General features: G+C 37.5%; 23 protein-coding genes. 14 read left to right on the top strand and 9 right to left on the bottom strand.

Annotated features, from left to right (window positions below; genetic code table 11):
* The first annotated feature begins 43 nt into the window (after window positions 1–43).
* The 8 genes from ABIE50_RS06180 to ABIE50_RS06145 all read left to right on the top strand — a co-directional run bounded on the left by ABIE50_RS06180 (window position 44) and on the right by ABIE50_RS06145 (window position 7,243).
* Complete coding sequence (locus ABIE50_RS06180; RefSeq protein WP_209866511.1) at window positions 44–1,198, top strand: LicD family protein; 1,155 nt, start codon at window positions 44–46, stop codon at window positions 1,196–1,198.
* Between the two features lie 237 nt (window positions 1,199–1,435).
* Complete coding sequence (locus ABIE50_RS06175; RefSeq protein ID WP_209866510.1) at window positions 1,436–3,070, top strand: vitamin K epoxide reductase family protein; 1,635 nt, start codon at window positions 1,436–1,438, stop codon at window positions 3,068–3,070.
* A 171-nt stretch (window positions 3,071–3,241) separates the two neighbouring features.
* Window positions 3,242–3,409, top strand: coding sequence for a hypothetical protein (locus ABIE50_RS06170; RefSeq protein WP_209866508.1), 168 nt, complete (start codon window positions 3,242–3,244; stop codon window positions 3,407–3,409).
* Window positions 3,410–3,472: 63 nt separating this feature from the next.
* Window positions 3,473–3,706, top strand: a complete 234-nt coding sequence (locus ABIE50_RS06165; RefSeq protein WP_209866506.1) for a hypothetical protein — start codon at window positions 3,473–3,475, stop codon at window positions 3,704–3,706.
* A gap of 79 nt (window positions 3,707–3,785) precedes the next feature.
* Complete coding sequence (locus tag ABIE50_RS06160; protein WP_209866504.1) at window positions 3,786–4,919, top strand: redoxin domain-containing protein; 1,134 nt, start codon at window positions 3,786–3,788, stop codon at window positions 4,917–4,919.
* A gap of 91 nt (window positions 4,920–5,010) precedes the next feature.
* A complete protein-coding gene (locus tag ABIE50_RS06155) occupies window positions 5,011–5,904 on the top strand; it encodes a choline kinase family protein (protein WP_354027891.1) in 894 nt (297 codons plus the stop codon).
* Window positions 5,905–5,928: 24 nt separating this feature from the next.
* Window positions 5,929–6,681: a sugar phosphate nucleotidyltransferase gene (locus ABIE50_RS06150; RefSeq protein WP_209866501.1), complete on the top strand. Its 753-nt coding sequence runs from the start codon at window positions 5,929–5,931 to the stop codon at window positions 6,679–6,681.
* Window positions 6,682–6,703: 22 nt separating this feature from the next.
* Window positions 6,704–7,243 carry a class I SAM-dependent methyltransferase gene (locus ABIE50_RS06145; RefSeq protein ID WP_209866499.1) on the top strand — a complete coding sequence of 180 codons (540 nt, stop codon included), beginning with the start codon at window positions 6,704–6,706 and terminating at the stop codon, window positions 7,241–7,243.
* 848 nt (window positions 7,244–8,091) lie between these two features.
* Here the strand turns inward: ABIE50_RS06145 and ABIE50_RS06140 are convergent.
* Window positions 8,092–8,883, bottom strand: a complete 792-nt coding sequence (locus ABIE50_RS06140; RefSeq protein ID WP_209866497.1) for a hypothetical protein — start codon at window positions 8,881–8,883, stop codon at window positions 8,092–8,094.
* A gap of 474 nt (window positions 8,884–9,357) precedes the next feature.
* Here ABIE50_RS06140 and ABIE50_RS06135 point away from each other — a divergent pair, with 474 nt between their 5' ends.
* Both ABIE50_RS06135 and ABIE50_RS06130 read left to right on the top strand, forming a co-directional pair.
* Window positions 9,358–10,134: a hypothetical protein gene (locus tag ABIE50_RS06135; RefSeq protein ID WP_209866495.1), complete on the top strand. Its 777-nt coding sequence runs from the start codon at window positions 9,358–9,360 to the stop codon at window positions 10,132–10,134.
* Between the two features lie 51 nt (window positions 10,135–10,185).
* Window positions 10,186–10,395, top strand: a complete 210-nt coding sequence (locus ABIE50_RS06130) for a hypothetical protein (RefSeq protein ID WP_209866494.1) — start codon at window positions 10,186–10,188, stop codon at window positions 10,393–10,395.
* A 130-nt stretch (window positions 10,396–10,525) separates the two neighbouring features.
* Here the strand turns inward: ABIE50_RS06130 and ABIE50_RS06125 are convergent, their stop codons facing one another.
* The 3 genes from ABIE50_RS06125 to ABIE50_RS06115 are packed head-to-tail and all read right to left on the bottom strand — an operon-like array spanning window position 10,526 to window position 12,274.
* Window positions 10,526–11,209 (bottom strand): hypothetical protein, encoded by a 684-nt coding sequence (locus ABIE50_RS06125; RefSeq protein ID WP_209866492.1) that lies wholly within the window; start codon window positions 11,207–11,209, stop codon window positions 10,526–10,528.
* Complete coding sequence (locus tag ABIE50_RS06120) at window positions 11,130–11,996, bottom strand: hypothetical protein (protein WP_209866490.1); 867 nt, start codon at window positions 11,994–11,996, stop codon at window positions 11,130–11,132. The genes ABIE50_RS06125 and ABIE50_RS06120 overlap by 80 nt, the downstream gene beginning before the upstream one ends.
* Window positions 11,993–12,274 carry an excisionase family DNA-binding protein gene (locus ABIE50_RS06115; RefSeq protein WP_209866488.1) on the bottom strand — a complete coding sequence of 94 codons (282 nt, stop codon included), beginning with the start codon at window positions 12,272–12,274 and terminating at the stop codon, window positions 11,993–11,995. The genes ABIE50_RS06120 and ABIE50_RS06115 overlap by 4 nt, the downstream gene beginning before the upstream one ends.
* Window positions 12,275–12,614: 340 nt before the next feature.
* Here ABIE50_RS06115 and ABIE50_RS06110 point away from each other — a divergent pair, with 340 nt between their 5' ends.
* From ABIE50_RS06110 to ABIE50_RS06095, 4 genes are all read left to right on the top strand, one after another.
* A complete protein-coding gene (locus ABIE50_RS06110; RefSeq protein WP_209866486.1) occupies window positions 12,615–12,941 on the top strand; it encodes a YegP family protein in 327 nt (108 codons plus the stop codon).
* Window positions 12,942–13,028: 87 nt separating this feature from the next.
* On the top strand, window positions 13,029–13,595 hold the full coding sequence (locus ABIE50_RS06105; RefSeq protein ID WP_209866484.1) for a Crp/Fnr family transcriptional regulator: 567 nt from the start codon (window positions 13,029–13,031) through the stop codon (window positions 13,593–13,595).
* A gap of 170 nt (window positions 13,596–13,765) precedes the next feature.
* On the top strand, window positions 13,766–15,109 hold the full coding sequence (locus ABIE50_RS06100; RefSeq protein ID WP_354027890.1) for a hypothetical protein: 1,344 nt from the start codon (window positions 13,766–13,768) through the stop codon (window positions 15,107–15,109).
* A 15-nt stretch (window positions 15,110–15,124) separates the two neighbouring features.
* Complete coding sequence (locus tag ABIE50_RS06095) at window positions 15,125–15,523, top strand: hypothetical protein (protein WP_209867019.1); 399 nt, start codon at window positions 15,125–15,127, stop codon at window positions 15,521–15,523.
* 408 nt (window positions 15,524–15,931) lie between these two features.
* Here the strand turns inward: ABIE50_RS06095 and ABIE50_RS06090 are convergent, their stop codons facing one another.
* The 5 genes from ABIE50_RS06090 to ABIE50_RS06070 form a co-directional block, all read right to left on the bottom strand.
* Entirely contained in the window at window positions 15,932–16,174 is a 243-nt protein-coding gene (locus tag ABIE50_RS06090; RefSeq protein ID WP_209867021.1) for a hypothetical protein, read from the bottom strand.
* 547 nt (window positions 16,175–16,721) lie between these two features.
* A complete protein-coding gene (locus ABIE50_RS06085) occupies window positions 16,722–17,678 on the bottom strand; it encodes a response regulator (RefSeq protein ID WP_209867023.1) in 957 nt (318 codons plus the stop codon).
* Window positions 17,675–20,020 (bottom strand): ATP-binding protein, encoded by a 2,346-nt coding sequence (locus ABIE50_RS06080; protein ID WP_209867025.1) that lies wholly within the window; start codon window positions 20,018–20,020, stop codon window positions 17,675–17,677. The genes ABIE50_RS06085 and ABIE50_RS06080 overlap by 4 nt, the downstream gene beginning before the upstream one ends.
* The gene (locus tag ABIE50_RS06075; RefSeq protein WP_209867027.1) at window positions 20,017–21,285 is read right to left on the bottom strand and encodes a DNA cytosine methyltransferase; all 1,269 of its coding nucleotides are present in this window, start codon (window positions 21,283–21,285) and stop codon (window positions 20,017–20,019) included. Before ABIE50_RS06075 ends, ABIE50_RS06080 begins: the two co-directional genes overlap by 4 nt.
* Before the next feature lie 6 nt (window positions 21,286–21,291).
* Window positions 21,292–21,972: a hypothetical protein gene (locus ABIE50_RS06070; protein WP_209867029.1), complete on the bottom strand. Its 681-nt coding sequence runs from the start codon at window positions 21,970–21,972 to the stop codon at window positions 21,292–21,294.
* Between the last annotated feature and the right edge of the window lie 1,433 nt (window positions 21,973–23,405).

The raw sequence follows: 23,405 nt of genomic DNA, 5'->3' as shown, positions 1-23,405 counted from the left end.
TCCCAAATTGGCCAATGTTCCAGACCTAAATCTCATTCCAGGTATGGAGCTATTAACTATTCAATTGAAGGAACCGGACAGCACACAAAATGTTCGGCTAGACGATAATTTCATGCTAAGTAAATATGGATTTCGCATCTCTGAATATGATTATAATGCCTTTATTACACATTATAACATTTGGACCCAATTCAAGCAAACAGACGCAGCTTTTTGTTTAATTATTGAACATAATACTTATTTCAATCCTTCGGAGGTTCAAGACATTAATGTAATAATAAATTTATTGGAATGCAATGGAGAATGGGATGTTCTTTTTCCTTTTGAACAGAAAATTTTGGATAGGGCAACTCCCATAGATCCTGGTTATCTACTTGGTTACCATTGGGGTAATGCAGCATACTTTCTTAGTAAGAAAGGAGTCGAAAAACTGTTGTCTATTTCAGAAATTAGACAACCTTTAGATGAGGAGATATTAACTTTATCGTTTAATAATCAATTAGAAGTTTTCAACCTCGAAATGAATTTTTTTGAGTACTCGGAGAATAATTTACACCATCGAAGCAGAGATAATGCCATCCGAAAGGCTATTTTTGAGTCTACAGTATGGTCACTAGAAAATAGGGCAAAAGCGTTAACACTTTTGCACAGGATTAGCCACATTGCAACAAGCCACTCAATTGATTTAGTTCTGTCCGACGGTTCCTTACTTGGTCACATAAGACATGGTGGGATTATACCTTGGGATGATGATATTGATATAGCTTTGAAGAGTGATAAATTTGAAGAACTACGATCTGCTGTACTTAAGGATGATACATTATGCATAGACATCTTTAATTGGGGGGAGAAGGAAATTAGTTATGCGAAAATCTGGTTAAAGGATGGAGAAAAGATACTCGGCTATTCTTACAAATTCCCATTCGTAGATATTTGGTTTTATAAAGAGGAAAGGGATCTGATTATTTTTGATAGTGGAACTGTCTATCCTAAGCAGTTATATTATCCATTTAAAGATGTGATTTTTGAAGGCAGTTTGATGAAGATACCAGGCGACCCAATAAGTTGTCTTGATATCAGCTACCCGGAATGGAAAACCAAAATACAGGTCTACCCATGGTCCCACAGACTTGAAAAGCTAGCATTTGCTCCTTTATCTGCTGGAATTTCCGTTGACCAAAATGGAAGAATTACTTGATCCTTCATATCAATTAGCGAAACTAAACCAATAAATAAAGAAACTCTTGAGCGAATAAATAATATTACATATAGGTGTTGAGATCGACTTGGTTGTATTTTAAATATCTTATTATCTCTTAGAGGCCCCAAACAATAAAGGCAACTAAGTTGCTATTTGATAATGTAATACGAAAAATGGCAATTAAAAGTTATTACTAATCATTCCATAATGTAGTCTAAAATAAAAATTTCCCATATGTTTTGGAAATTATCTGAGCCTAAGCCTAATGGCCCTCTTATGGCACACAAACTCATGAAACTAATGGACATAAAGTTGTCCGCTACAACTCTTCAGGATGAAATTGAAGCTCACCCTAACTATCCTAGTATATTGAGCATTAGCGATGTGCTCAGCAAATATAATATTGAAAATATAACTGCAAGCTTTAAACCCGATCAGTTAAGAAATATCCCTTCGCCTTATATAACCCAATTGAAGGGAAAAAGAACCGAAATCGATTATTTTACCGTAATTGCTGAAGTCTCAGGAGAAGGTGTAAAGATATTTGATCCTGAGAGGCAAAAATGGGATTGGATACAGTTCGAGGAATTGATAAAGAGAAGTAGCGGCATAGTTCTTTTTGCCGAAGCAAAGGCAGATGCAGGTGAGCAAAACTATAGACAAAAACGACAAGAAGAAAAGCTTACACGATATGGAATGCTTCTGTTGACTAGTCTTGTATTGACAATATTTGCTTTTTCTATTGAAAAGTCCTTAGCTCGACATGGATGGACAGCTCTTTTCCCGGTGCTTTTTTTCTTGACTTCTATAGTGGGAGTCTTTTTAGGCATTCTTTTAGTCTGGTACGAGTTGGACCGCTACAATCCGGTAATACAGCAAATTTGCAAGGCTACTAAACATGTTAATTGTAATGCCATACTGCAATCAGATGCAGCGAAGGTAGGTGGCGTCAGTCTAAGTATAATTGGTATGTCCTATTTCACTGGAACTTCATTATTAATGCTTATACAAGGCTTTACTGAGAAAGGTACCATGATGATTTTAGGCTGGTTGAGCTTATGTGCGTCACCGTTTGTATTTTTCTCACTGTACTACCAATGGAAAGTAGCTAGGCAATGGTGTATGCTTTGTCTATTAGTACAGGTGGTTTTGTTGTCGCAGCTGTTAACCTCATTATTAGGTGGCTGGATTCAGAATTACTTTCCATATGGATTAACACTAGAATACTTTTTTTTAGCAGTTACTGTATATGCTTTACCATTACTTACATTGATTTTGCTTTTACCGGTACTGAGAACTGCCAAAAATGCAAAACGTTATAGTCGCGACCTGAATCGTTTAAAATTTGACCCAATTGTGTTCGATGCCTTGTTGAAGAAACAAAAGAACATACATAACAGCTCCACCGGAATTGGGATCACAATCGGGAACCACAATGCTAAGAATAAGATACTAAAAGTATGCAACCCATACTGTGCCCCATGTGCAAAAGCACACACTCCAATTGAGGAGTTATTAAAAGCGAATCCCGATATTCAGCTTCAAATAATTTTTACAGCCAGCACGGAAGAAAATGACAAGAAGCGTCTACCCGTCCGACATTTTTTGTCCATTGCCGCAAACAAAGATGAATCCGCGTTGCTACAGGCACTTTCTGATTGGTACTTAGCAGAGGAAAAAAACTATGAGCCGTTCGCTTTAAAATATCCAATGCAGGAAGAGCCATCTGTACATGATCTTAATATAGCGGCCATGCATAACTGGTGTAAGGTTAATGACATACTACATACTCCCACAATTTTCATTAATGACTATGAGATACCGGAGATATACAGCATACACGATCTGAGAAATTTTCTGATCGCCTAAATATATATTACTTAAAAAATAATATTACATATATTCAAAAACTACTTGAAGGCTGAGCAACAGGTGATAAACGATACCTGGGAAGGTCATTCAGGAGCCAGAGAAACTCTTTGGCTTATCTTTCACAAAAAAAATGAAAAATGAAAAAACTTAAACTAAAAGCCCTAGGCTTTGGGGCAAACGAATTACTCTCCAGAAGCCAGCTTAAGAACATCTTTGGCGGAGTTGACGGTTCTGGCGGAACTTCTTGTTCCGCTTCAGCAGATTGTGGTGGCTCCCGAGGCACCATCAGCTGCACTGGTGTTGACTATTGTTATGGACGAGATGGTCATTCTGTAACATGCTCGGATGGAGCAGGAAACCCTACGACAACCAAATGTTTTTAACTCTTAAAAGCAAGTTATGAAGAAATTAAAATTATCCGCCTTAGATTTTGGGGCGAAAGAAATTCTTACACGTACCCAATTGAAAAATGTCTTCGGCGGGGTTGATGGTTCAGGTGCTGCATCATGTAGTGTTACATGTTCTAACAAAGAGGTCAAAACTGTAAATTGTGGTTATAATGTAATATGCCAAACAAGTGGAACAAAGATTAAATGTGGAGACGGAGAGTACAAAGAGCAATGTCAAGGCTAGTATTGTAGGTTTGATTATTCTTATTGGCTTACCAATGAGAATAATCAAACCTACCTTTTGTTTGAATAATACTAAAGCTATGAATTTGAGACATTTTTTTATAGCGTTAATGCTAATAATTAGCCTACCAGGATTGGCACAAAAAAATAATGAATATATAATTTCAGGAAGAATTAATGGCATTGGCAATACCAAGGTACTATTAGGAAATAAACCAAAGAATGGCTATTCATCGGCATTCAAAGTACAATATTTCGACTCATGTTATAGTAAGAATGACCATTTCACGTTCCGAGGTTACACCAACGAGCTGGCCTTCTATTCAATTGAAGTACCAGACTCCGCAAATGGCTGGATAAGTATTATTCTTGAGAACAAGAAAATAGAAATAACTGGCATAAAAGATTCAATATATCGATCAAGAATAACTGGCTCCCCACAAAACGACGTATATAATTCCTATAAGACGAAAATAGAATATCCTCTATTGATGAAAAAGAGGATAATCTATAAGGTTATTGATAGCCTCTCAAAATTGAATGATACCATTGAGATCACACAACTAGAAAAAAAATACCTTGGCCCATACAATAGAAAAAGCGAAGATAATTTATATCGGTTCATCGAAGAAAATCCAACCAATTATGGAGCCTTGTACGAATTATCAGAAATATCGGACTTAATAAATATTGATAGTACAAGGAAGTATTACCTGAAATTCTCCGAGGAACTGAAAAATACATCACTTGGTAAAATGCTTAAATATAGGCTTTTTGAATACACTAAATTAATTCACTTAAAAAAGCCAATGCCAAATTTTTCTATGCCAGATACAGCTGGGATCATAATAAATACTTCCGAACTCCGGGGAAAATATATTCTGATTGATTTTTGGGCGAGCTGGTGCGGCCCCTGCATAGATGAAATGCCAAAGTTAAAAAAGATCGATAGCCTTTATAGCTCAAAGGGATTACAAATATTGGGCATCTCAATGGATACCGATGGAAAATTATGGCGTGAATTCATTAAAAAAAATAAGATTGCCTGGCTTAACCTCTCCGATCTACAAGGTAGTAATAACAAGGCAGCGCGACTACTGAATGTGGAGAGCATTCCCTCAACGTTCCTATTGGATCCTGAAGGGAATATTTTGTTTAAAAACGCGCCATTATCAGAAATAGAAAGGTTTCTTTTAGGTTGGAAATCGAATTAACTACTATTTGGCATGTCCTTCTGTACAATCCAGTTATCCATTTAGTTCCCAAGCGATCTGTTGCAGGTATTATTAATGGCAACACTAATTGATGAATATGTATACCGATTTATATAGCACTACTGATATCATATCTCACGTTGAGGAAATACTTGGAGAAAAAGTGAATAGATTTGAGAATATTCTCAGTGGCATGACTAATTGGAACTACAAAATTTTTACGAATCACTGCGGTTACGTCTATAGACTTCCAGGAAATGCCTCCAATTTACTCGTTAACAGGTATAACGAGGGACTTATATTACAAAAAATAAGGGACGTCGATATTGATGTTGATACTATTTATTTCAATTTCGCGTCGGGGGAGAAAATTACTAAGCTAATAGACAACTATTATTGCGACATCTCGGATAACAGGCATAAAGCAATCATTGCCTGTAATTTACTTAAACGGCTTCATGGTTCGGGGATTATATTTGAGAATAAATTTTGTGTGATGGAAAAAATTGATTTCTACGAAACGTTGATGATTAATAATCGAATTCCTTTTCACAATGATTATTCGATTATAAAACGAAGGTTGCAAATTCTAAACGGTTACCTAGAACAAATAGGAAAAATTAGTTCAGTCCCTTGTCATAATGACCCGGTTCCAGAAAATATTATACTGGATATACATGGCAGATCATACTTAATTGATTGGGAATACGCCGGTATGAATGATTGTCTTTGGGATTTAGCGGCATTTAGCCTTGAGAATAATTTCGATACTATTTCAGAGCAATATTTCATTTCGTTGTATTACCAGGGGGCGATCGATCCATTAATAGAGCAAAGGCTCCTTATACATAAGATATCCCAAGATATATTATGGTCCCTCTGGGCTTCGATAAAGTCTTTCTTTGGTACTGATTTCTCCATGTATGGTAAAAGACGTTTCGAAAGAGGTTCCATTGGATTACAGACATTCAATTATTTATTTTAATGCAAGGTTAATAAAACGTATCAAATGAACGCGATCATACTTGCCGCAGGAAAGGGAAATAGGCTTCACCAACTAACAAAAGATATTCCTAAACCTTTAATATCAATAAATGGCACCCCAATTATTGAACAACAAATATCTTTTCTAAAAGAAAAAGGAATTTCTGAAATTTTTGTTGTTGTTGGATACAAATCTGAATACTTTGAATATTTAACAAGAAAGCATGATGTGCAATTAATTCATAACCCATATTATGAAAAGTATAATAATATTTTCTCTCTATTTCTTTGCAAAGAAATACTTAATGATAGTTACATTATTGAAGGTGATTCATTTCCCACTAGGAATTTTTTCTTGGAATCACCGACCGAATCTACTTATTTTACGGGTAAGAAACATGGGATTTTGAATGAGTGGATACTTGAATTTGAAAATAAAATTTTACAAAAAATTATAATTTGTGACAATAGAAATTTTAGCTCTAATGATAGCTTGGATGGCTTTATAATGTCTGGCTTCTCATTTTGGAACAAAAGCGATTCCGCCATTATTAAAAAACTACTTGAAAAAGTAATAAGACAGAACAGTACATTTGTAATCCAACAATATGAATGTCAATACTGGGATTATTTAATTTACGAGAATATGGAAAGCTTTTTTATTAAAATTCATGAAGTCTGTTCTGAGGACTGGTATGAAATAGATACATTATTGGACTTAAATAAAGCCATCCAATCTTATGTTAACTATAATTTAACCCCTAAAGGCTGCTTTTGATAATATCAGAAATTATTTAGCAATGGAATTATTTAATTATCTCAGGAATTTCGCAGCATCCGGAACTATTATGAGTTCATCTACTTCTGCAATAAATAAACTAATTAAAGAAATCATTCCAGACCAACCTCAAATTATTGTGGAACTAGGAGGAGGAACAGGAAAAATTACAAGGAAAATTCTTGATAAGATGAGTTGCAGTGGAACCTTATACTGCTTTGAAATTCAGCCACACTTTATTGAAGAACTAAAAAAAATAGAAGATAAGCGTTTTCACCTTATCAATGATTCGGCCGCTAATATTCTAAATCATTTGGAGAAAAACTCCGTGGATGTAATTGTATCGACTTTACCGCTATCTTTTTTTGACAAGGAGGAAAGAGGAAAGCTGCTGACCGATTGTTATCGGGCCCTAAAATTGGAAGGTACCTATAAACAATTATCTTTTTTGTTCTTTCCACGATATTTCAAGGGCATATTTGATGACGTTATTACGGAATTGAAAATTATTGATATGCCGCCAGCAGTACTTTATTTCTGCTCAAAGGCATATAGGGAATGATTATTAAATTGGCATCCTAAATATGTAACGTAATTACTATCAAGATTATTCCTCTTATTCAGTCTGGATGATTTACCTAAAAATAGCGCCTGCATTGCCAGTGGGCCTGATCTGTTAGCTTTCGTTATTGTCTTTATCAACAGTTTTTCAATCAGCATTTGTCCTGGCTGACCAGCTATTATTCCCATATTTCATTGTCAAATGATTTATATTGTTTACAGCATGATAGATTCGTCTCATACCGAGAATCAAATTCATTGCGTCATGAATTTAAAGACCTTGTTTCTACGCCATTTAATGGAGCAGTTAATGTGATTTGCCGGCTTCGGAAACTAGCAGGTAATTTCCTTAGATGGTTAAAAAGATAGCGCTAAGCGATTATAACGGAATTGAATAAGAAAACCTTTGCGAGCTTCAGCTGAGTGAACAAAGGCAACTTGCCCGTTCAATTCTTTTAAATGACTTGAAGGTATTAAAAGCTATTGGCGCATCGCTCGTCCATAATGAGATCAACCGCTTGACAGGGATGATATACCTTTTTTCAACCGATGTATATTCTTTAATATAGATCGCTCTCCCATACCAACATATACTTTTTATGTACTTTCTATGGCGAGTCGGGTGAAATATTACCACATTCACAAGGCATAAAAAATACTTATTCCAGAAATATGGATGAACTCAAAAAGCTATATCAAGGAGCAGATTGAGGCTTGGAGTCATTCCTAGGTTAACATTTCTTTGATCCGCACTATCAAGCTAAACCTAAGGCATGCACAATAAGCTTAGGTATTGGTCCGAATACACTTAAAATAATACATCATTTCGTTTACAGAGGCTTTCTCTGCTCATCCTATTGCTAGTATCTTCGCACTACCGGCATATTTTACCCGTTCTATCACCAGGTTGGTAATAGGGTCTCCCATTTCAATACCAATACCCACTATAATCGCTCTAGTATCGCCAACTACACCCGGCACATTGAATTGCAACGAAATGTTTTGTGCCGCAAAAGTTTGCTTCAAGGGCTGCCAATCGGTAAACATAGTTTCCGGTGGGGGTATTTGCTCGCTGCTGCTATAACTGCCTTCTTTATATACAATATCGCGAACCAGCCCCATGGTAATAATAAATCGGAAAAAGGCGCATTTCCAGGGTACCATAAAATTTATTCCCCGCACCAGTTCGGGAAGCGCAATAGTGGCCCACCCCTTTTTCCTTTCAATGGAGCAAGTTACAGGATGACGAATGACACTATCAAATGGATTTGTTTTATTTAACTGGAATCCTTCCAGCAAATAAGCGTAACGGGATAAAAGTATGCTTCTTTTTCCACGCTCCCCTACAGTATCCAGCAATTGTATATTCTTCATCAATTTGTTAAGCGTCGATGAGAAATTATAATCGGCCAAATGTTTTACAGAGAAAAGTACTTGTCGGATAACCTTGCCGGCATTACTGCAGCCACCGAATTCCGTATTGTTTTCCCGAGTACGTTCAAAGGCAGGGGAATGCTTCATCTGCTCCTTAGAAGCACCTCCCTTCCGGCGAACAATGATTTTATCCGAGCCTCTCATCTTATAAGCAGTGATATTTCCCATGGTGCCGGTAAGATGATGATCATTGGTAATTATTGCCATAAATCAATATTTTTAGTCAGTTAATATTCGCGCATAAAATGCGCTTTACCAACATATAACCAGTATTTATTAGCTACGGGGTATGTGTTGTTCAACATGTGGATAAATATGACTAAGATGTATGTGAACCTAGCTTTTCAGTAGCTTTAAACTAGCATTAAAAGCTCATTCTACTAGCATTCCACTAGCACTCAGCCAGCATTAAACCGCTTCCGTTTCTTTTGTTTCTTTAGTCACTATGCCGGGATTTTCAGAGATACCTGCTTTGACATATTTTATCATACTACTACAAACGATGTTCTCCCTTGTTAGTCAAATTGTACCAATCTTATATAATTGATGTGGAAATTTTTTTTACTTAAAATAGCGGCATAGGTTTGATGCAGTTAACTACCAATTTACACACTGCGCAGGTGAAAGCCTAACAGGGTTGGCTATGAGAAACCCTTTTCTTTTATTCAAAATTAATATCCAATGGCAGAACAAAGCGGTATTATTCCTTTAAAAGGTACGATTGGCAACATTACCTTTTTCAAATCAAAGTCCGGGGCAAGAGCACGGGAAAAATCGGGAATTGACGCAAACCGCATTAAAAATGATCCCGCGTTTGAACGTACGCGTGAAAATGGCGCCGAATTTGGCAGGGCGGGGAAAGCAACCAAACTGCTACGTACCGCCTTCCAATCGGTGCTCCTAAACATCAGCGACAGCTATATGTTTTCACGTATGGTACGCGACATGATGAAAGTCATCCGGGCAGATGCCACCAACCCCAGAGGCCAGCGTAATGTCATTGATGGCGAAGCCGAGCTGCTGACCGGCTTTAACTTTAATGCTAACGCCTCTCTTGGCAGCACGTTGTTTGCGCCTTTTACGCCATCTATTGACAGGGCTACGGGTGTACTCAAAGTAGATCTGCCCCCCTTCATTCCCATCAACATGGTAGCTGTACCCGGGGGTGCTACGCACTTTAAGGTAATTGCTGCCGGTGCCGCGATCGACTTCGAGGCTGGTACATTCGTGAATGGCACTGCGGACAGCACAGCACTGCCTATTAATGGAACGGCAACAGAGGCGCTAAGCCTAACCATCAACGTAGCGGCTAATAGTACGCAGCCGCTGTTTCTGGCGGTAGGTATCGTGTTTTATCAAGAGGTGAATGGTACGAAGTACGGCCTTAAAAACGGGACGTTCAACGCCCTGTCGCTGGTGAGTATTTCCGGAGCTGTTCCTCCTCCACCGGGACCGTAAAAACACGACGGACCTCTAATGACTGTATTAATTCACCTTTAAAAATTGTGTATGAAAATTACAGAGCGACTCACGGCAGCAACTCCGCCGTTTTTCAGCAAACTACGCAATATCGGCCTCCTGCTCACAGCAGTAAGTGGGGCATTAATGGGAGTACCGGCCATACCGGCTATTGTTATTAAAATAGCGGGATACCTCGCGGTAGCCGGTACCGTGATGAGTGGTGTAAGCCAGGCAGCAGTCCTTAAAGAAGGAGAATAGCCGTTATTGCAAGAACAGCCGGGTTAAGGTGTAACACCTCACGGATTGTTTGATGAGAGGCATCCGCCATTTGCGGGTGCCTCTCCCTTTATTTGGCCCAGAGCACAATGTGTTCCGTATTCATCGTAAATTACTTTCTCTTGTCCCTGGAGGCAGGATCATACGAAAGCAGGTTAAACATAGCTCTCATCCTGCTTCTCAACCTGTTTCCGTATTTATTCTCTAACTCCGCACTGTTCAGATTCGTGGTTACATGGGTAATCATCTTATTGGAGATCATCAGGTCATACCGGGATAACAGGATTTCTCCCATCACGTTGCAACTATTTCCCCAATAGTTCAGTACCTGTTCCAGTCCCAAGTCATCATAACAATGCACCCTTGGTACACTAGTATAAGGAAAGAATGCCCTATTGGTATGCAGGCTGATGATATCGTGCCCAATGCGGCTAAACTCAAAGCTAACCTGCCGGCAAGAGATTATCTTGGGTTGGTAGGACTCAGGCGACAATCGCTTCATCAGATGCATGATGGCTGTTTTACCACAGCCTATAGGCCCGGTAAGCAGTATCCCCTTATGCAGGTCTATACCTTCCGCAGGTGCCACCGCTTCATCCCGAAGAAAATAAGCCAGGAGTTTAAGGACCACAGGACGATCAATATCGTCTACCATGAAATGCGGACAACACAATTTTTTCCCAAGCTCCACCAGCTGCTGCATGAGCTGGTGGTAATCATAGCGGGTCTGTATAGCTTTTGTTTTCGTTGATGTGGAGCGGTCCTGCTCCGTTTGATGGTTTGGTGTAGTAATCATTGCTATTAAATTTTAGTTGATTAATATTCAGCATCCATTTATGAGCAGCAGCCCGCCAATCTGTAATAAGGGCTTTACCACCCTGGCGCCAGCCATTGGCCTGGTAGTGATGGAAAAACTTGCTGGCTTCCTGTTCAGAGTAGTTTTGCACATGAAAAAATTCTTTTACCTGCCGGAGATCAGGGGGTATTAGGGTTAAAGCATCTTCATTTTCCGCGCCGGGTGCATCTGTTCCATGCCGGGAATTTGTAAATTCATTTTTGTTACTTTTTTTTGAGGGCGCGAGCTTGATTTCTCCCTCTCGTTTATTACTGTTTATATGTTTATAATAAATGTGGCCCATTTTTGTGTCGGATACCGGCCCATTTTTGGGCACGTTACCGGCCCACTTTTGGGCATGATATCGGCTCATTTTTGGGCCGGTCATCGGCTCATTTTTGAGCACATCAGCATCTTCTGCAGACGGTAGTTGTTTATCAAAAACGTCAGTCCTGATGCTCACCATACTTGGTGCAAACGGGTGTTTGGCCGCTTTATAGATGATATAGTTAAAACGCTCCAGGTCCTTCAGGCAACGCGAGTAAGTGCTACGTGAACCAATACGACAAAGACTCAGCACTTCTTCACGAAGCACCGGGAAAGTTGTTGGGAAGTGTTGCTGATTCCACAGCTGGAACAGCGCCATATAAAGGCTTATATGATTAGCGTGCAGGCAGTCATCTTTCTGCACCTGAGCAAAAAAGGCCGTCAGATGCCTGATATAATTGATTCTTTCAGGGGCACTCATGGTCGAGAGTTGTGTTTTTCTTTAATAACTTTCGTCAGCTTTTGTATCTCATCGTAATCAAACCGGAATTCTCCTCCAAGTTTGGTGGCAGGTAGGATACCATTCTCCTTCATCTTTCTAAGCGTACCGTAAGAAATGCCCAGTATTTCACATACTTCGTAAGATTTGAGCAGCTTACGGGGCCGGAGACCCTCTGTTTTAGCTAAATCACGTATTTCTTCTAGTAACTCTTTCTTAAAGGATTCAAAGTCTTCCTTGGTTAAAATGTCGAGTATCATAAACGTAAAAGGAGGTTACAAATAAAACAATGCTATTGCATATTATGGCTGTTTCTTTCAAGCATTCTTCCCGGGGTAGTTTTTCATATCATGGCATTACCCAATAGCTGCAATTTAAAACTTTGAATTGATAAAAAATATTGATATATGTCACATGGATTATCATTTCAATCAAGAACTTATTGAAATTTTCCAGCTTCATTGAACAATTATACTTTTCCAACGTTACATGTATACAATCATTAAAAAATCGCCCCTGTAGCAATCATTAAATAACCTGATTTGTTTAAACATACTCAATTATATAACCATTCCTAACTTTACTAAACACCACAGATCTATGGGTAAATTCGTTATTAAAACAGCTAAAGACGGGCAACACTACTTTAATCTTAAAGCCGACAACGGACAAACGATTCTTACAAGTGAAATGTACACCTCCAAAAGCGCATGCAATAACGGCATTGAATCCGTGAAAACCAACGCCTCTAATGATGCCCGCTATGAACGATTGACATCTTCAAATGGGAAGCCCTACTTCGTTTTAAAAGCACTCAATGGGCAAATAATCGGAAACAGCGAAATATATGAATCCACCACCTCCAGGGATGCAGGTATTGAATCCGTGAAAAAAAATGCACCTAACGCAACTGTTATGGAAGAATAAAATAAACCAGGCATTGCATATCGTAACCCCGGTATACGGCTACTTATTAAGTAGCCGTATCATCACCTATTTTTAAACATCAACCATATGGAACCACTATTTGAGACCATTTCCCAAATTGGCAACGTTTCGGAAGACCTCAAAAAAGATATCAGCCAAAAATTACAATACAAAAATTATAAGAAAAAGGAAATCTTACTCAAACAGGGAGAAATTTGCGATCACCTATATTTTGTATCAAAAGGATTGCTACGAGCCTACTATGAAAAAGAAGGCAAAGACATATGCAGCTGGTTCATGAAAGAAATGGATTTTATTATTGCCGTATCCTCCTTCTTTCAAAGAGAGCCAAGCAGTGAATCAATACAGGCACTTTCTGATTGTGAACTCTGCTACATTCATCATGACGATCTGATGGATCTTTATAAAAAGCATCTGGAGTTCAATACTATAGGCAGACGTTTAACTGAACACTATTACTGCCTATCAGAGAAAAGATTAGTGGGCATGAGAAACCAAACCGCCGCAGAAAAGTATAATTTTCTACTGAAGTATTTTCCGGCGCTAGTGGAAAGAGTGCCTAATATGTATTTGGCCAGTTATCTCGGCATTGCAAGAGAAACTCTTTCGAGGATTAAGAGAGGGTTGGGATGAGGAAGGAAGCGGGCTCGATGTGGCGATACTGTGGCCTTGACAAAGAGAGACTCTTGGGACACACAGAAACAGTCCTGGATAAAAATGCGGGCCATATTATTCAGAGAAAGCACGTAAATGCCTTCTTTCCTTTTTAGGTATAATTATTTTCCAAGCACAAGCTAATTCTAATGAAATACACCGGTACTTTATTACTCTTAACAACACTTCTTTTTAGTTGTCAAAAAAAGAATACTTATTCCCCAGTTGAATTGACCGTTGCCAATGCCAAGAATAGCTATTTATTAAATTATAATAGTGTATGCAGTAAAGATTTAATCACCATCATAGACTCATTACCGATGAGCGTTCTCTGGGAAAATACCTATCAGCAGCAGATCAGCGGAGAAAACTGCCTGTTAGTTAGTTTGGCTCCAACTTTAGGCCGAAGGATTGACGATGCTGGCAATATTTATTCACCGAATATGGATCGCTATCTATTGTTTCGTAAAAATACGAATGGTGATATCTATTTTGAGGTTGTTGCTATGTGGTTTAATGGAAACCCGGAATATAAGCTATCAATATTAGTATTTGATAATAAAGGGGAACTTAAATCCAGCTTGCTATCTGATGGAAAAAAAGACTACCCCAGTAGTATTGAATTCTTAAACCACAATGGAAACCTCTCCAGGACTTTAGGAGGCACCTTATGCACAGAAACTGATTGGTATAGCTGCGTTTATTTTCATGGTATTAGTTTAGGTTGTAATTACAACTATACCACCAGGCAATGTTTAGATTTACCTGATGCTGGCGGAGGGATACCTTCCATTCCCAAGCCCGTGGGGAATCCGAAGTTTAGCTATACAGATATTGCTGCGCTTAGATTTACTCACTTTTATGTCAGCCCACCAGCGAATAGATTAATCCATGATCTGCCAAAGTATCTAAGTTGCTTTACGATTAACAATTCTTCCAATTATAGTGTAAGCGTCTGCGTTAAACAACCCATCCCAAACTCTCGCATCGTTATTTCCGACGCCTATGGGCACCGATCTCCCGCGGAACTTGATTTGCAAACACTAACAGTGGGCCATGCCTTCTTAACCTTTTCACAAACTTCTGCTGGTCTGCCTGCTGTCACAAGATCAGTAGGTTTTTATCCCGGCACTATGGTATCCCCATTTATTCCAGAAACGGAAGGCGCGGTTGCGGACAATTCGAATCTACCATATACAGTTTCCATTACCTTTAAGGTTTCGCCGGCTCAGTTCAAAACCATGTTAGATGCGTTTAAGGCCCAGGTGCGGGGACCTTATAATCTGAATTGGAATAATTGTACAACTGCTTGTATCGATGTAGTGAATACAGCAGGTTTAAAGATTCCCCGAACCAACGGAGCATGGCCGTTAGGCGGAGGTCCTAATCCTGCCGACCTGGGTGAAGACATCCGGATTTTTAACTCAGAAAAGATTATAGGCAAAGTTCTAAATGGTGGGAAATCACCAGAAAATAGCGCACCTTGTAACTAACATAAATTCTACTATATGTATACATTGATCTTCTTAATAATATTCTCCAGCCTCCAAATGCCATCAAATGGCTGCGTGAATTGGCATGAGGCTAAAAATTTCGATTTTTATAATCTCCCTCCTGATAAATCAACAGAACAGACCAGTTGGGACGAAATATCTAAAATGCCTCATCTGCGAAACAATGAGGCGCTGAAAATTCTTCAAAGTTCAGTTTGCAAAGACACCAAAATTGCGACCTGGATGGACGAATACTTGTTAGTAGTGGAATTTAAGGATGGGAAAAAAATAAAATTAAAGGTTAGTGGATATGGAGGTTTCTTATACGAACCTAAAGGTCGGTTTTACTATGTCTCAAAACCAGATCGGGATAAATGGCAACAGATTATTTTAGCAATTACAAAACTAAAATAAAATCATACCCTTCTTTTTCCTGGCTTTAAAGTCGTCAGATTTCATGAAAGTAACAAAAATAACTTGCATCAGTGAAATAATGGAGATCGCGGCGCTTGTTACCCAGTAATAGCAATTAACTGCCATCATAATTGGAATTCTAAATGAGAAAATATCTACTACCAAATTTAGTAACCAAACAGGCGACTGCGTAGTTTTTGAATAATTCCCTTGTATTAGTCTTTTGATGCTTAATCTATTTTCAACTAGAGGTAAATAATATATGTTTACTTGTGCGTAATAATTGTAAAGATTGAACTTTTTGATAGTTGAAATAAATGTCTACATAAGCATGAGAAGCAATTCTTTAAAAATCCCCAAACGTCATCCGCAACATTTTACATCTAATAACGTTTGGGGAAATAATCACTAGCAGGAATAAGTCACATTGTTGCATTTGACCCATTCCGTTCCTACACTCCCCCCTTCAAAGCAGGTTCCAAGAGGGCCTTCACAATAAATCAATCCTTGACGTGGTCCACAATCAACACTCGCTACACATGTATCATTACCTTTAGTATAAATATTGCCGCCTAAAACTTGTTTAAGTTGTTCTCTTGTTAATAACTCAACATATTCAAATTGTTGAATACTTAAAATTAGTTTTTTCATAATTATAATATTTGATTTTGATTAAAAAAAGTTATTAGTTATATAAAAATATGAATTTACTTTCATTTGAGTTAAAAGCTAGTGTTATTTTTTAAATTCCAAAAAAACATTAGTTTAGAGATAGTTATGAATAATTCTGCCCCAAAAGAGCTGATTTCACTGCAGAAGTAAAAAGAGCACTGGCAGACAGCAATGGGCAAAAATGTTCATTTCCTGGATCTCCAGTTATTACCTTCTGAATCTGGGCTAGAAGGTCATGTACCTGTGCTGCTGTGCTTCACAAAGTCGTCTAAAAAAAATCTCCTGTCTTCACAAAACTGCATATGATTTAAAATTAAAATCAAAGCCAAAAACTCGATTCTTAATATTTACACAGTTTATGAGATAGTATCGCCTGTTACAACCAGAACGGAAAAAGGTTGAAATGCAAGAGAAGCTATTGGCGGAAAGAAAGAATAGGGCTTAATTGCCCCCCCCAAATGGGGCTTTTAGGTTGAATTAACAATAAGGTCTATGGAGAAGTTAAAAATATTGCTATCAAGTGGAGCTATTGTTCGCCATCTATTGCAATTAAAGAATCACGTATTTCTTTTAGTATTGAGGTATATTTGTGTAGGTCTCTTCTTATTTGAATACATCTTTCTTGATCTATTTTTGTCGGGTGTTCTTCTCCCTTTCTGGTAACAATAAGACACTCCACCCCATCAATTACTTCACTCTTTGCATGCGCAAGATCATTCCTTATAAGCAATACATCTTTCTCGTAATTTGAATGGAAATTTTTCAGAGTATCACTTTGATAACTCAGTCCAGTAATCTTAAGGTACTCATTCAAAGTACGAGATTTTTTATTGGCGTCAAATAAAAGTCGATTTTTTATCAGGTCTATGTTTGATAAATCATTTATTGTAGAAACGCTTTGTATTCTTTGAGTATTATTTTCTTCTATTTTCTTAATGGCGTACGTTCTTAGTCTTTTAGCGATCTCATTATCCTTAGTCATTAGTTCGATTAATATGCCCTCTATGGTATTATCCAACTCGCTTGTTTCAGCCATTACAAGCCCCCTGATATTATTAAGCTCTTGTATTTTTGATATAGTAAGATTAATGAGCCAATAAGTTTTTTCCTTAAAATACCTGAATCCATCATCCCCCACCAAGCTTAAAAATGAGACTCTGTCTTGATATAACTTTTGTGCCACATCATCAAAATTGGGTTGAGCAGAATAGAATAACACTTCAGTAAATACATCTCCTTCTCTAATTCTTCTTATTAGGGAGTCTCCTTGTTCACCTCCTGCTATGTTATAGTCAGAGAGAATCAGATCGTACTTTTTATCTTCAGATAATTTCTCAAGAGCTTTATCTCCAGTTTCAAACAAGCTAATAATTGGATCGAAGCCAAGGCTTTCCAAGTAATTTTCAAATTCAGTATTAATCCCGGCATCAACAAAACTATCAATATTGTCGTCAATCCACAAGATTTTATAATGTAACTTCATTTTTTGAATTTTATAATAAACTCAACTCCTGTTTTGAGTTTATTGTTTACGGCTATAGTACCTCCCATCTTATTTATAATATCTTTGGCGTGATAAAGACCGAGACCAGAACCATTGGTTGTAGTAAATCTAAAGTCAAAAATTTTATCCACATTTTTATCGGGTATACCGATTCCATCGTCTCTTATTTTCAAAATCATTGTCGATTCACTTTCCTTCTCCCAATTTAGTGTAACATTCTTTGCCTTTGCAACAAACGCATTGGTTAATAAATTGTCTAGTATTATTATCAGCTCAATGGGCTTAAAAGACACCTCATATTTTACGCCCTTCGGTGTATTGTGTGTAATGGATAAATTGTGATTATTTACAGCAAGATGCTTATATTCAAGATATACATTGGTAACATATTCATTAACAAATTTTACTAAGTCAGCTTTTATCTTAGTGGTAGTTGTATCAAAATTAGCTTTTGATACGAATCTTGAAAGTGTAATCACCTTCTTATTTTCAAAGGCAATTTTGTTTGCTAAATCAAGCAGTTTATCCTTGGGCGCATCCTTGTTGATTGAATCAATTAAGAGGTTCAAAAAATTAGAAATATATTGTGCTGAATGTCGGTAAATGTGGTGCTGGATACTTATAAGCTCTTTTGTTTCTGAACCAAGAACGGCGCGAGCAAATAAAGTTTCACTCTCTTGTGAGTCAAGTTCGCTTTTAAGAGATTTACCTTCTTCTTCTTTTTTCCTTAACTCCTCAGTGGCAGATTCAAGAGCTTTTGTCTGCTTACTTATTTTTCGCTCAAGCTTTTTTGCATCAGTAAGCAACTGCTTATCTTCTGACTCAATCGCTATCCTTTTAACATTTGCAAGAAGACGTTTAGCGCTCTTGTCCTCTTTTTGATCAAGTATATTTGCAATGTCCTTATTATAATCAATTGATACGAGGGTTTTGTCATCGAAAATATTTGAAATGAGTTTCACTAACCTCTCTTTCCCCGCTTTATCATTTTCAATTTCAAACCCTTCATCATTAATCCCCCATTGAGTTACTTCAACTACGTATTTTTCGAGGCGTTTAAGCGTAGTCAGTAATATACTATCTGCATAAGGGCTTGTGTCAACAAGCTGGAAATATGTTTTTGTCTTTACCATACCAGCATCTCTGCTGGTAGCCTCTCGCAATTCCCTATTTTGTCCCTGAATATCAATTTGGCCTATAAGATTCCGTAAGCCAATATAGCGGTTATAGCCTTGCACCGCACGATTGTCAACGCCTAAAGAATCATCACCCCGCTCTCCATAAGGATAAAGCCGAAACCCATTCTTATAGACAAAAAGGCTTCCATACTCAACAGGTTGGATCCCCATTCTTCGGGAGAAGATAGTTTTCGCTGGCTGATTTAAGAAATAAAGTGTTATAGTAACATCTTGTAAGAGAGAGTATTTATTCTTTTCTTTGATTTTATAAATAAATGTATCTCTATCAGTAAGTGAAGTCTCTATGAAATTTCCGCTTGCATCAATTGAGGTTACAATCTTAGTCGTTCGAATTCCAAGTTCATCAAAGATGAAATTCCTAATTTCACCATTAATTGTATGATAATGAAAATAGCCCTCTGGCTCTCTTTTAGCTCTCCCTTTGTCAATTTCTATTTCATCATTTTTTGCCTCATCAGGTACATTTAATATTATTTTGAACTCATCTTTGGTGCTACTTTTGTTCAGATCAGGGCGGATAAGTTTGGATAATTTTTGTTTTAGTTTAATGAAGCTCTCTCGATTCCAGTCGCCATTATTTATCCCGGTAATTTCAAGAATAGTACCATGCTTGATCTTATAGTTGGTTTTATGTAGAACCTCATGATCTATTGGGATAGTTATAAATTCCTTCTTTTGGTCTTCTTCAAATTTTTTCCAATCAACAAAAATATTTTCAATTTTTGCCTTAGGCTCTTTTTTAATAGATATCAGATTCAGATAGCGACCCAGTCTATCGCAAGAAAACCGACCTACGCCTTTGGCACCTGCGTAATACCTTATTGGCTGAATCTTATCTCTATAATCTATTTCTTTGTCCTCAGTATCGTCTTTCTTTGCCGAATAGGCTACAAACAACCACTTAGTCAATAAATCTTCTTCATTCATGCCTTTACCATTGTCTTGAATAATGATTTTGGCATTATCAGAGTATATGTTTTCAAAAGTCAATTTCACCTCGGTAGCCCCAGCATCAAAAGAATTTTTTACCAACTCAAATACGGCAACAAAATTATCAGTAATTAGCTCACTTCCTATCAAATCTTTTAATCCTGAGCTGACTTTGAAAAATTCCTTCTTCATGTTGAGATTAGCTGTTTTAGAATCAAGCCACTTTGCTCTCCGAATAAAGGGGGAATGGCATTACCAATTTGGGTATAGCGGGGAACCTCCTTAGTTCTATTTTTACCTCCAGTGGTATATTTGCCACGGAATTTATACCAGTCAGGAAAGCTTTGAATTCTCGCATACTCACGCACTGTAAGAATGCGTGGCTCAGAATAGTGAATATAATCATCTGGTAAGGTAGTAATTGTTGGTGTTTTACCTTTTTTTGCAAGTGGTATTATGGTGTGTTTGCTTATTTGAAACTGAGCTCTTGCTTTAGCACTAATATTTTTATTCGCCTTCTGGTACTTTAAAAAATACTTAAATCGCTGAACTACATGCGGCTTATGATTCGGAAAACTATGACTATCAGGCATTTCTGCGGGATCAATGCCAGTTCGAAGATATTTTTGATAATTGGATTTTGGCGTTGCATATAGCCCAGTAAAAAAACCTGACCTATCAGGGGTTATTCCAGTACCATTTGCTTTCAAGAGATCGGAAATAGCATTACCGAGATTGGGATTCTGCGGTAGGCTCTTTTGCTCCAGAAAGTATTTTTTCCTTTTTGTAATCAATTTAAAGAAATCCTTTGCTTGAAGACATCTTTCCTTAGCTATGTCTTTCTGTATGCCTACCAGTATAAATCTGGTTCTTTTTTGAGGGATTCCATATTTGGAGAAATCAATCATCCTTCCTTCCACTTCATATCCAAAAAAGCGAAGCACTCTCAGCACATATTGAGAATAGGCTATTCCCTTAGCTTGTGTGGCCTTCTTTTGGTTAGCTTTATTCTTCTTGAATTCGAGGGTGAACCCTTTTACATTTTCAAAAAAAATAACCTTAGGCCTGGTATACATTATGAATTTTAGATATGAACGAATAAGCCCATTCCGTACATCATCCTCTTTACGTCTACCTGCAGTTGAAAATCCTTGACAGGGAGGGCCTCCTGCCACCAAATCGACCTTACCTTTCAGCCCGATTAATTGTTCCTTATAGTCATCAAGCACTTTATCTATTTCCAAATGTTCTTTAGGTAGCCAGTCCGGCCAGTCAAAGTGCTGCTTATTGTTTATTAAATTATATTCTAATGTACTGAAAGCGTCCGGGCTTTTCTCAATAGCAAAAAGTCCTTTCCAACCTGCATAGTGCAAACCAAGAGAAAGACCACCACAACCTGCAAATAGGTCAATATAGGAATATTTTTGCATCATAATTATTCTGAAGAATCTTTGCAAAGATACTCAATTTAATACTTTATTCTTAAAAGTACAAGATGTTGATAATAAACATTTTTCACATAGCGGTTTTTTAGCTTTGCAAACGCTAGATGCAAAATCAAGTATAGCCCAGTTTATTTCTTTGGAAAGTGTATGGTTTACAACCCTGAATGCTAAATTTTGTAAATACGGATCATATCTAATATCTGACAATTTCCTTTCACCAAAATATCGTTCCAAGACTCGGGCCATATTAACGTCTAACAGGGCGCTGGGCATATTGAAAACTTGTAACTCTATTGCATTGGCGATATATTGACCTAAAAAAGGGATTTCCTCTAAATCAGATCTTTTTCTGGGAAATTGACCTTTAAGTCGCACCATTTCATTAGATAAGTCTTTTATACGTTTGGCCCTTTGCCGATACAGTCCTATTGGCCGGAGGAACTCTTCTATAAAACTTGGTTCCGCTCTTGCAATTGATTGCCAATTAGGGAAAGTACTTAAGAAAGTATTATAGAAATTTTGAATGGTTTCAGCCTTTGTACGTTGGAGTAAAATTTCGGAGATAACAATTTGATAAGTATCCAAATTTTTACTTCTCCAAGGAAAATGATGACGTCCAAAAGACTTATACCAGGATAGTAATTTATTTTGAAATACCACAATTTCATTTTGTGGTATTTGCTGGTCTCGCTTCTTCAAATCTTGCTATTTTACTATTTTGTTATTATAATATTCATTTAGAGTAATTCATTTGTATTGTCGAAGTCTGGCTTTTGTTGTTTAGTCTAATTTTCTCTATATACAGTAGAAAGTTACGATGTTTTTTATATTTGCGAGTATAGTGTAATTAACAGCTAGACAGCTAGAAATATGTTCGTGAAGTATTATTTATTCTTTGGTGTGAATATAGGCGCTATCCATTAACCTTTTCACAACCTTTCTTGCTGGTGATGCAAATGATTCCACGCTTTTTTTATCCTGTCATTTCCAATTGTTGCAGTTTATTCCCGTCTGGTTGTCGCTCCGATGAATATTAAATTTGTACAAATTCGTGAGGAGCAGCATTACTACCAAAGGAATCAATGGTCCCCAACAACCCTATAAAACAATTTCGCACCTTGTTCCGGGAAAAGCAACAGCTGGAATTTTCGTATCACATTTTTAGGTTGTGTACCGGATGTTTAACTGCGGGTTTACTCTGAAGGATGATGTTTTTTTATTCCGCAATGGGGATAGATACCAACAGTCTTGGTTTCTTATTTTTAGCGGTTGGTGACCCAATGAGGCTAAATAATCTACCTGATCAATTTGTTTTTCCTTCGCACATTAAATTTTTCATGCACACGTTTTCAGATTCACATTAATTATGCACAATAGAAAAGGCTTGCAAGTGATTGGCTATTAAATAGCTATACTACCAAGCCGTCTTAAATCCATTAAAAATAAGTTCGAAAATTTGTACAGGGAGGCGACTTTTTTGACATTATAGTCGAATTAAAAGCCCGTAAACTTAATGTTTGCAGGCCTTCTTGTTTTTGCCAATATCAAGTTATCCGTAAGTAACTCATAAGTAAATTTTGATCTTAAATTTTACTCATGAAACCTCGCGCAGCTAATTTAATACCAATAAGTTAGATCATATTATTGAGGGCCTAGGGTATCCTTTGGCGTCGGATTTCGCAGTCAGATTGCTGAACAGAAAGAGAGGAAAGTGAATGGTAGTCAACAACCTTAAAATTTATGAACTGTGCAAGACCAACACACTCTGGCATCGATTTCATCGCAAGAAGGGATAAGGCAGATAAAAAAGTTGCTTCTCTTTTTCCCCGTATTACATAGGACAAGGAAGACACGGAGCTATCCCTAAAAGAAAAGGTTATCTACGAAAATGGAATCCCAAAGGAGGGTATGTAGAAGCAAGGCCCTCAGAAATCCAAACCGTCAATGACTTCATTGATCGCGCTAGGCAAAGGCTTAAGAAAGCCTCTAGGGATATAGAAGAAAAAATGATTCTCTTGAATGCGCTTGATGTCCAAGCGATTTATTTAGGGGCATATCATACCCAAGAAATAAAAATTTCACTTTGTTGAGGCTGATCAAAAAGCATCATTTCAAACAGGCCTTTTGATAGG

It is taken from the genome of Chitinophaga sp. OAE865 (genome assembly GCF_040546735.1).
GTDB lineage: Bacteria > Bacteroidota > Bacteroidia > Chitinophagales > Chitinophagaceae > Chitinophaga > Chitinophaga polysaccharea_A.
Note: the sequence above shows the minus strand (reverse complement) of the source record. Positions and strands in the feature narration are given on the sequence as shown.

Excerpts from the sequence above, each read along its gene's own strand:
- ABIE50_RS06090 (WP_209867021.1), bottom strand. The coding sequence starts at position 16,174 with ATGAAAAAACTAATTTTAAGTATTCAACAATTTGAATATGTTGAGTTA.
- ABIE50_RS06180 (WP_209866511.1), top strand. The coding sequence starts at position 44 with ATGGAGCTATTAACTATTCAATTGAAGGAACCGGACAGCACACAAAAT.
- ABIE50_RS06115 (WP_209866488.1), bottom strand. The coding sequence starts at position 12,274 with ATGATACTCGACATTTTAACCAAGGAAGACTTTGAATCCTTTAAGAAA.
- ABIE50_RS06160 (WP_209866504.1), top strand. The coding sequence starts at position 3,786 with ATGAATTTGAGACATTTTTTTATAGCGTTAATGCTAATAATTAGCCTA.
- ABIE50_RS06135 (WP_209866495.1), top strand. The coding sequence starts at position 9,358 with ATGGCAGAACAAAGCGGTATTATTCCTTTAAAAGGTACGATTGGCAAC.
- ABIE50_RS06095 (WP_209867019.1), top strand. The coding sequence starts at position 15,125 with ATGTATACATTGATCTTCTTAATAATATTCTCCAGCCTCCAAATGCCA.
- ABIE50_RS06130 (WP_209866494.1), top strand. The coding sequence starts at position 10,186 with ATGAAAATTACAGAGCGACTCACGGCAGCAACTCCGCCGTTTTTCAGC.
- ABIE50_RS06085 (WP_209867023.1), bottom strand. The coding sequence starts at position 17,678 with ATGAAGTTACATTATAAAATCTTGTGGATTGACGACAATATTGATAGT.
- ABIE50_RS06155 (WP_354027891.1), top strand. The coding sequence starts at position 5,011 with ATGAATATGTATACCGATTTATATAGCACTACTGATATCATATCTCAC.
- ABIE50_RS06165 (WP_209866506.1), top strand. The coding sequence starts at position 3,473 with ATGAAGAAATTAAAATTATCCGCCTTAGATTTTGGGGCGAAAGAAATT.
- ABIE50_RS06120 (WP_209866490.1), bottom strand. The coding sequence starts at position 11,996 with ATGAGTGCCCCTGAAAGAATCAATTATATCAGGCATCTGACGGCCTTT.
- ABIE50_RS06150 (WP_209866501.1), top strand. The coding sequence starts at position 5,929 with ATGAACGCGATCATACTTGCCGCAGGAAAGGGAAATAGGCTTCACCAA.
- ABIE50_RS06175 (WP_209866510.1), top strand. The coding sequence starts at position 1,436 with ATGTTTTGGAAATTATCTGAGCCTAAGCCTAATGGCCCTCTTATGGCA.
- ABIE50_RS06080 (WP_209867025.1), bottom strand. The coding sequence starts at position 20,020 with ATGAAGAAGGAATTTTTCAAAGTCAGCTCAGGATTAAAAGATTTGATA.
- ABIE50_RS06125 (WP_209866492.1), bottom strand. The coding sequence starts at position 11,209 with ATGATTACTACACCAAACCATCAAACGGAGCAGGACCGCTCCACATCA.
- ABIE50_RS06140 (WP_209866497.1), bottom strand. The coding sequence starts at position 8,883 with ATGGCAATAATTACCAATGATCATCATCTTACCGGCACCATGGGAAAT.
- ABIE50_RS06105 (WP_209866484.1), top strand. The coding sequence starts at position 13,029 with ATGGAACCACTATTTGAGACCATTTCCCAAATTGGCAACGTTTCGGAA.
- ABIE50_RS06145 (WP_209866499.1), top strand. The coding sequence starts at position 6,704 with ATGGAATTATTTAATTATCTCAGGAATTTCGCAGCATCCGGAACTATT.
- ABIE50_RS06110 (WP_209866486.1), top strand. The coding sequence starts at position 12,615 with ATGGGTAAATTCGTTATTAAAACAGCTAAAGACGGGCAACACTACTTT.
- ABIE50_RS06100 (WP_354027890.1), top strand. The coding sequence starts at position 13,766 with ATGAAATACACCGGTACTTTATTACTCTTAACAACACTTCTTTTTAGT.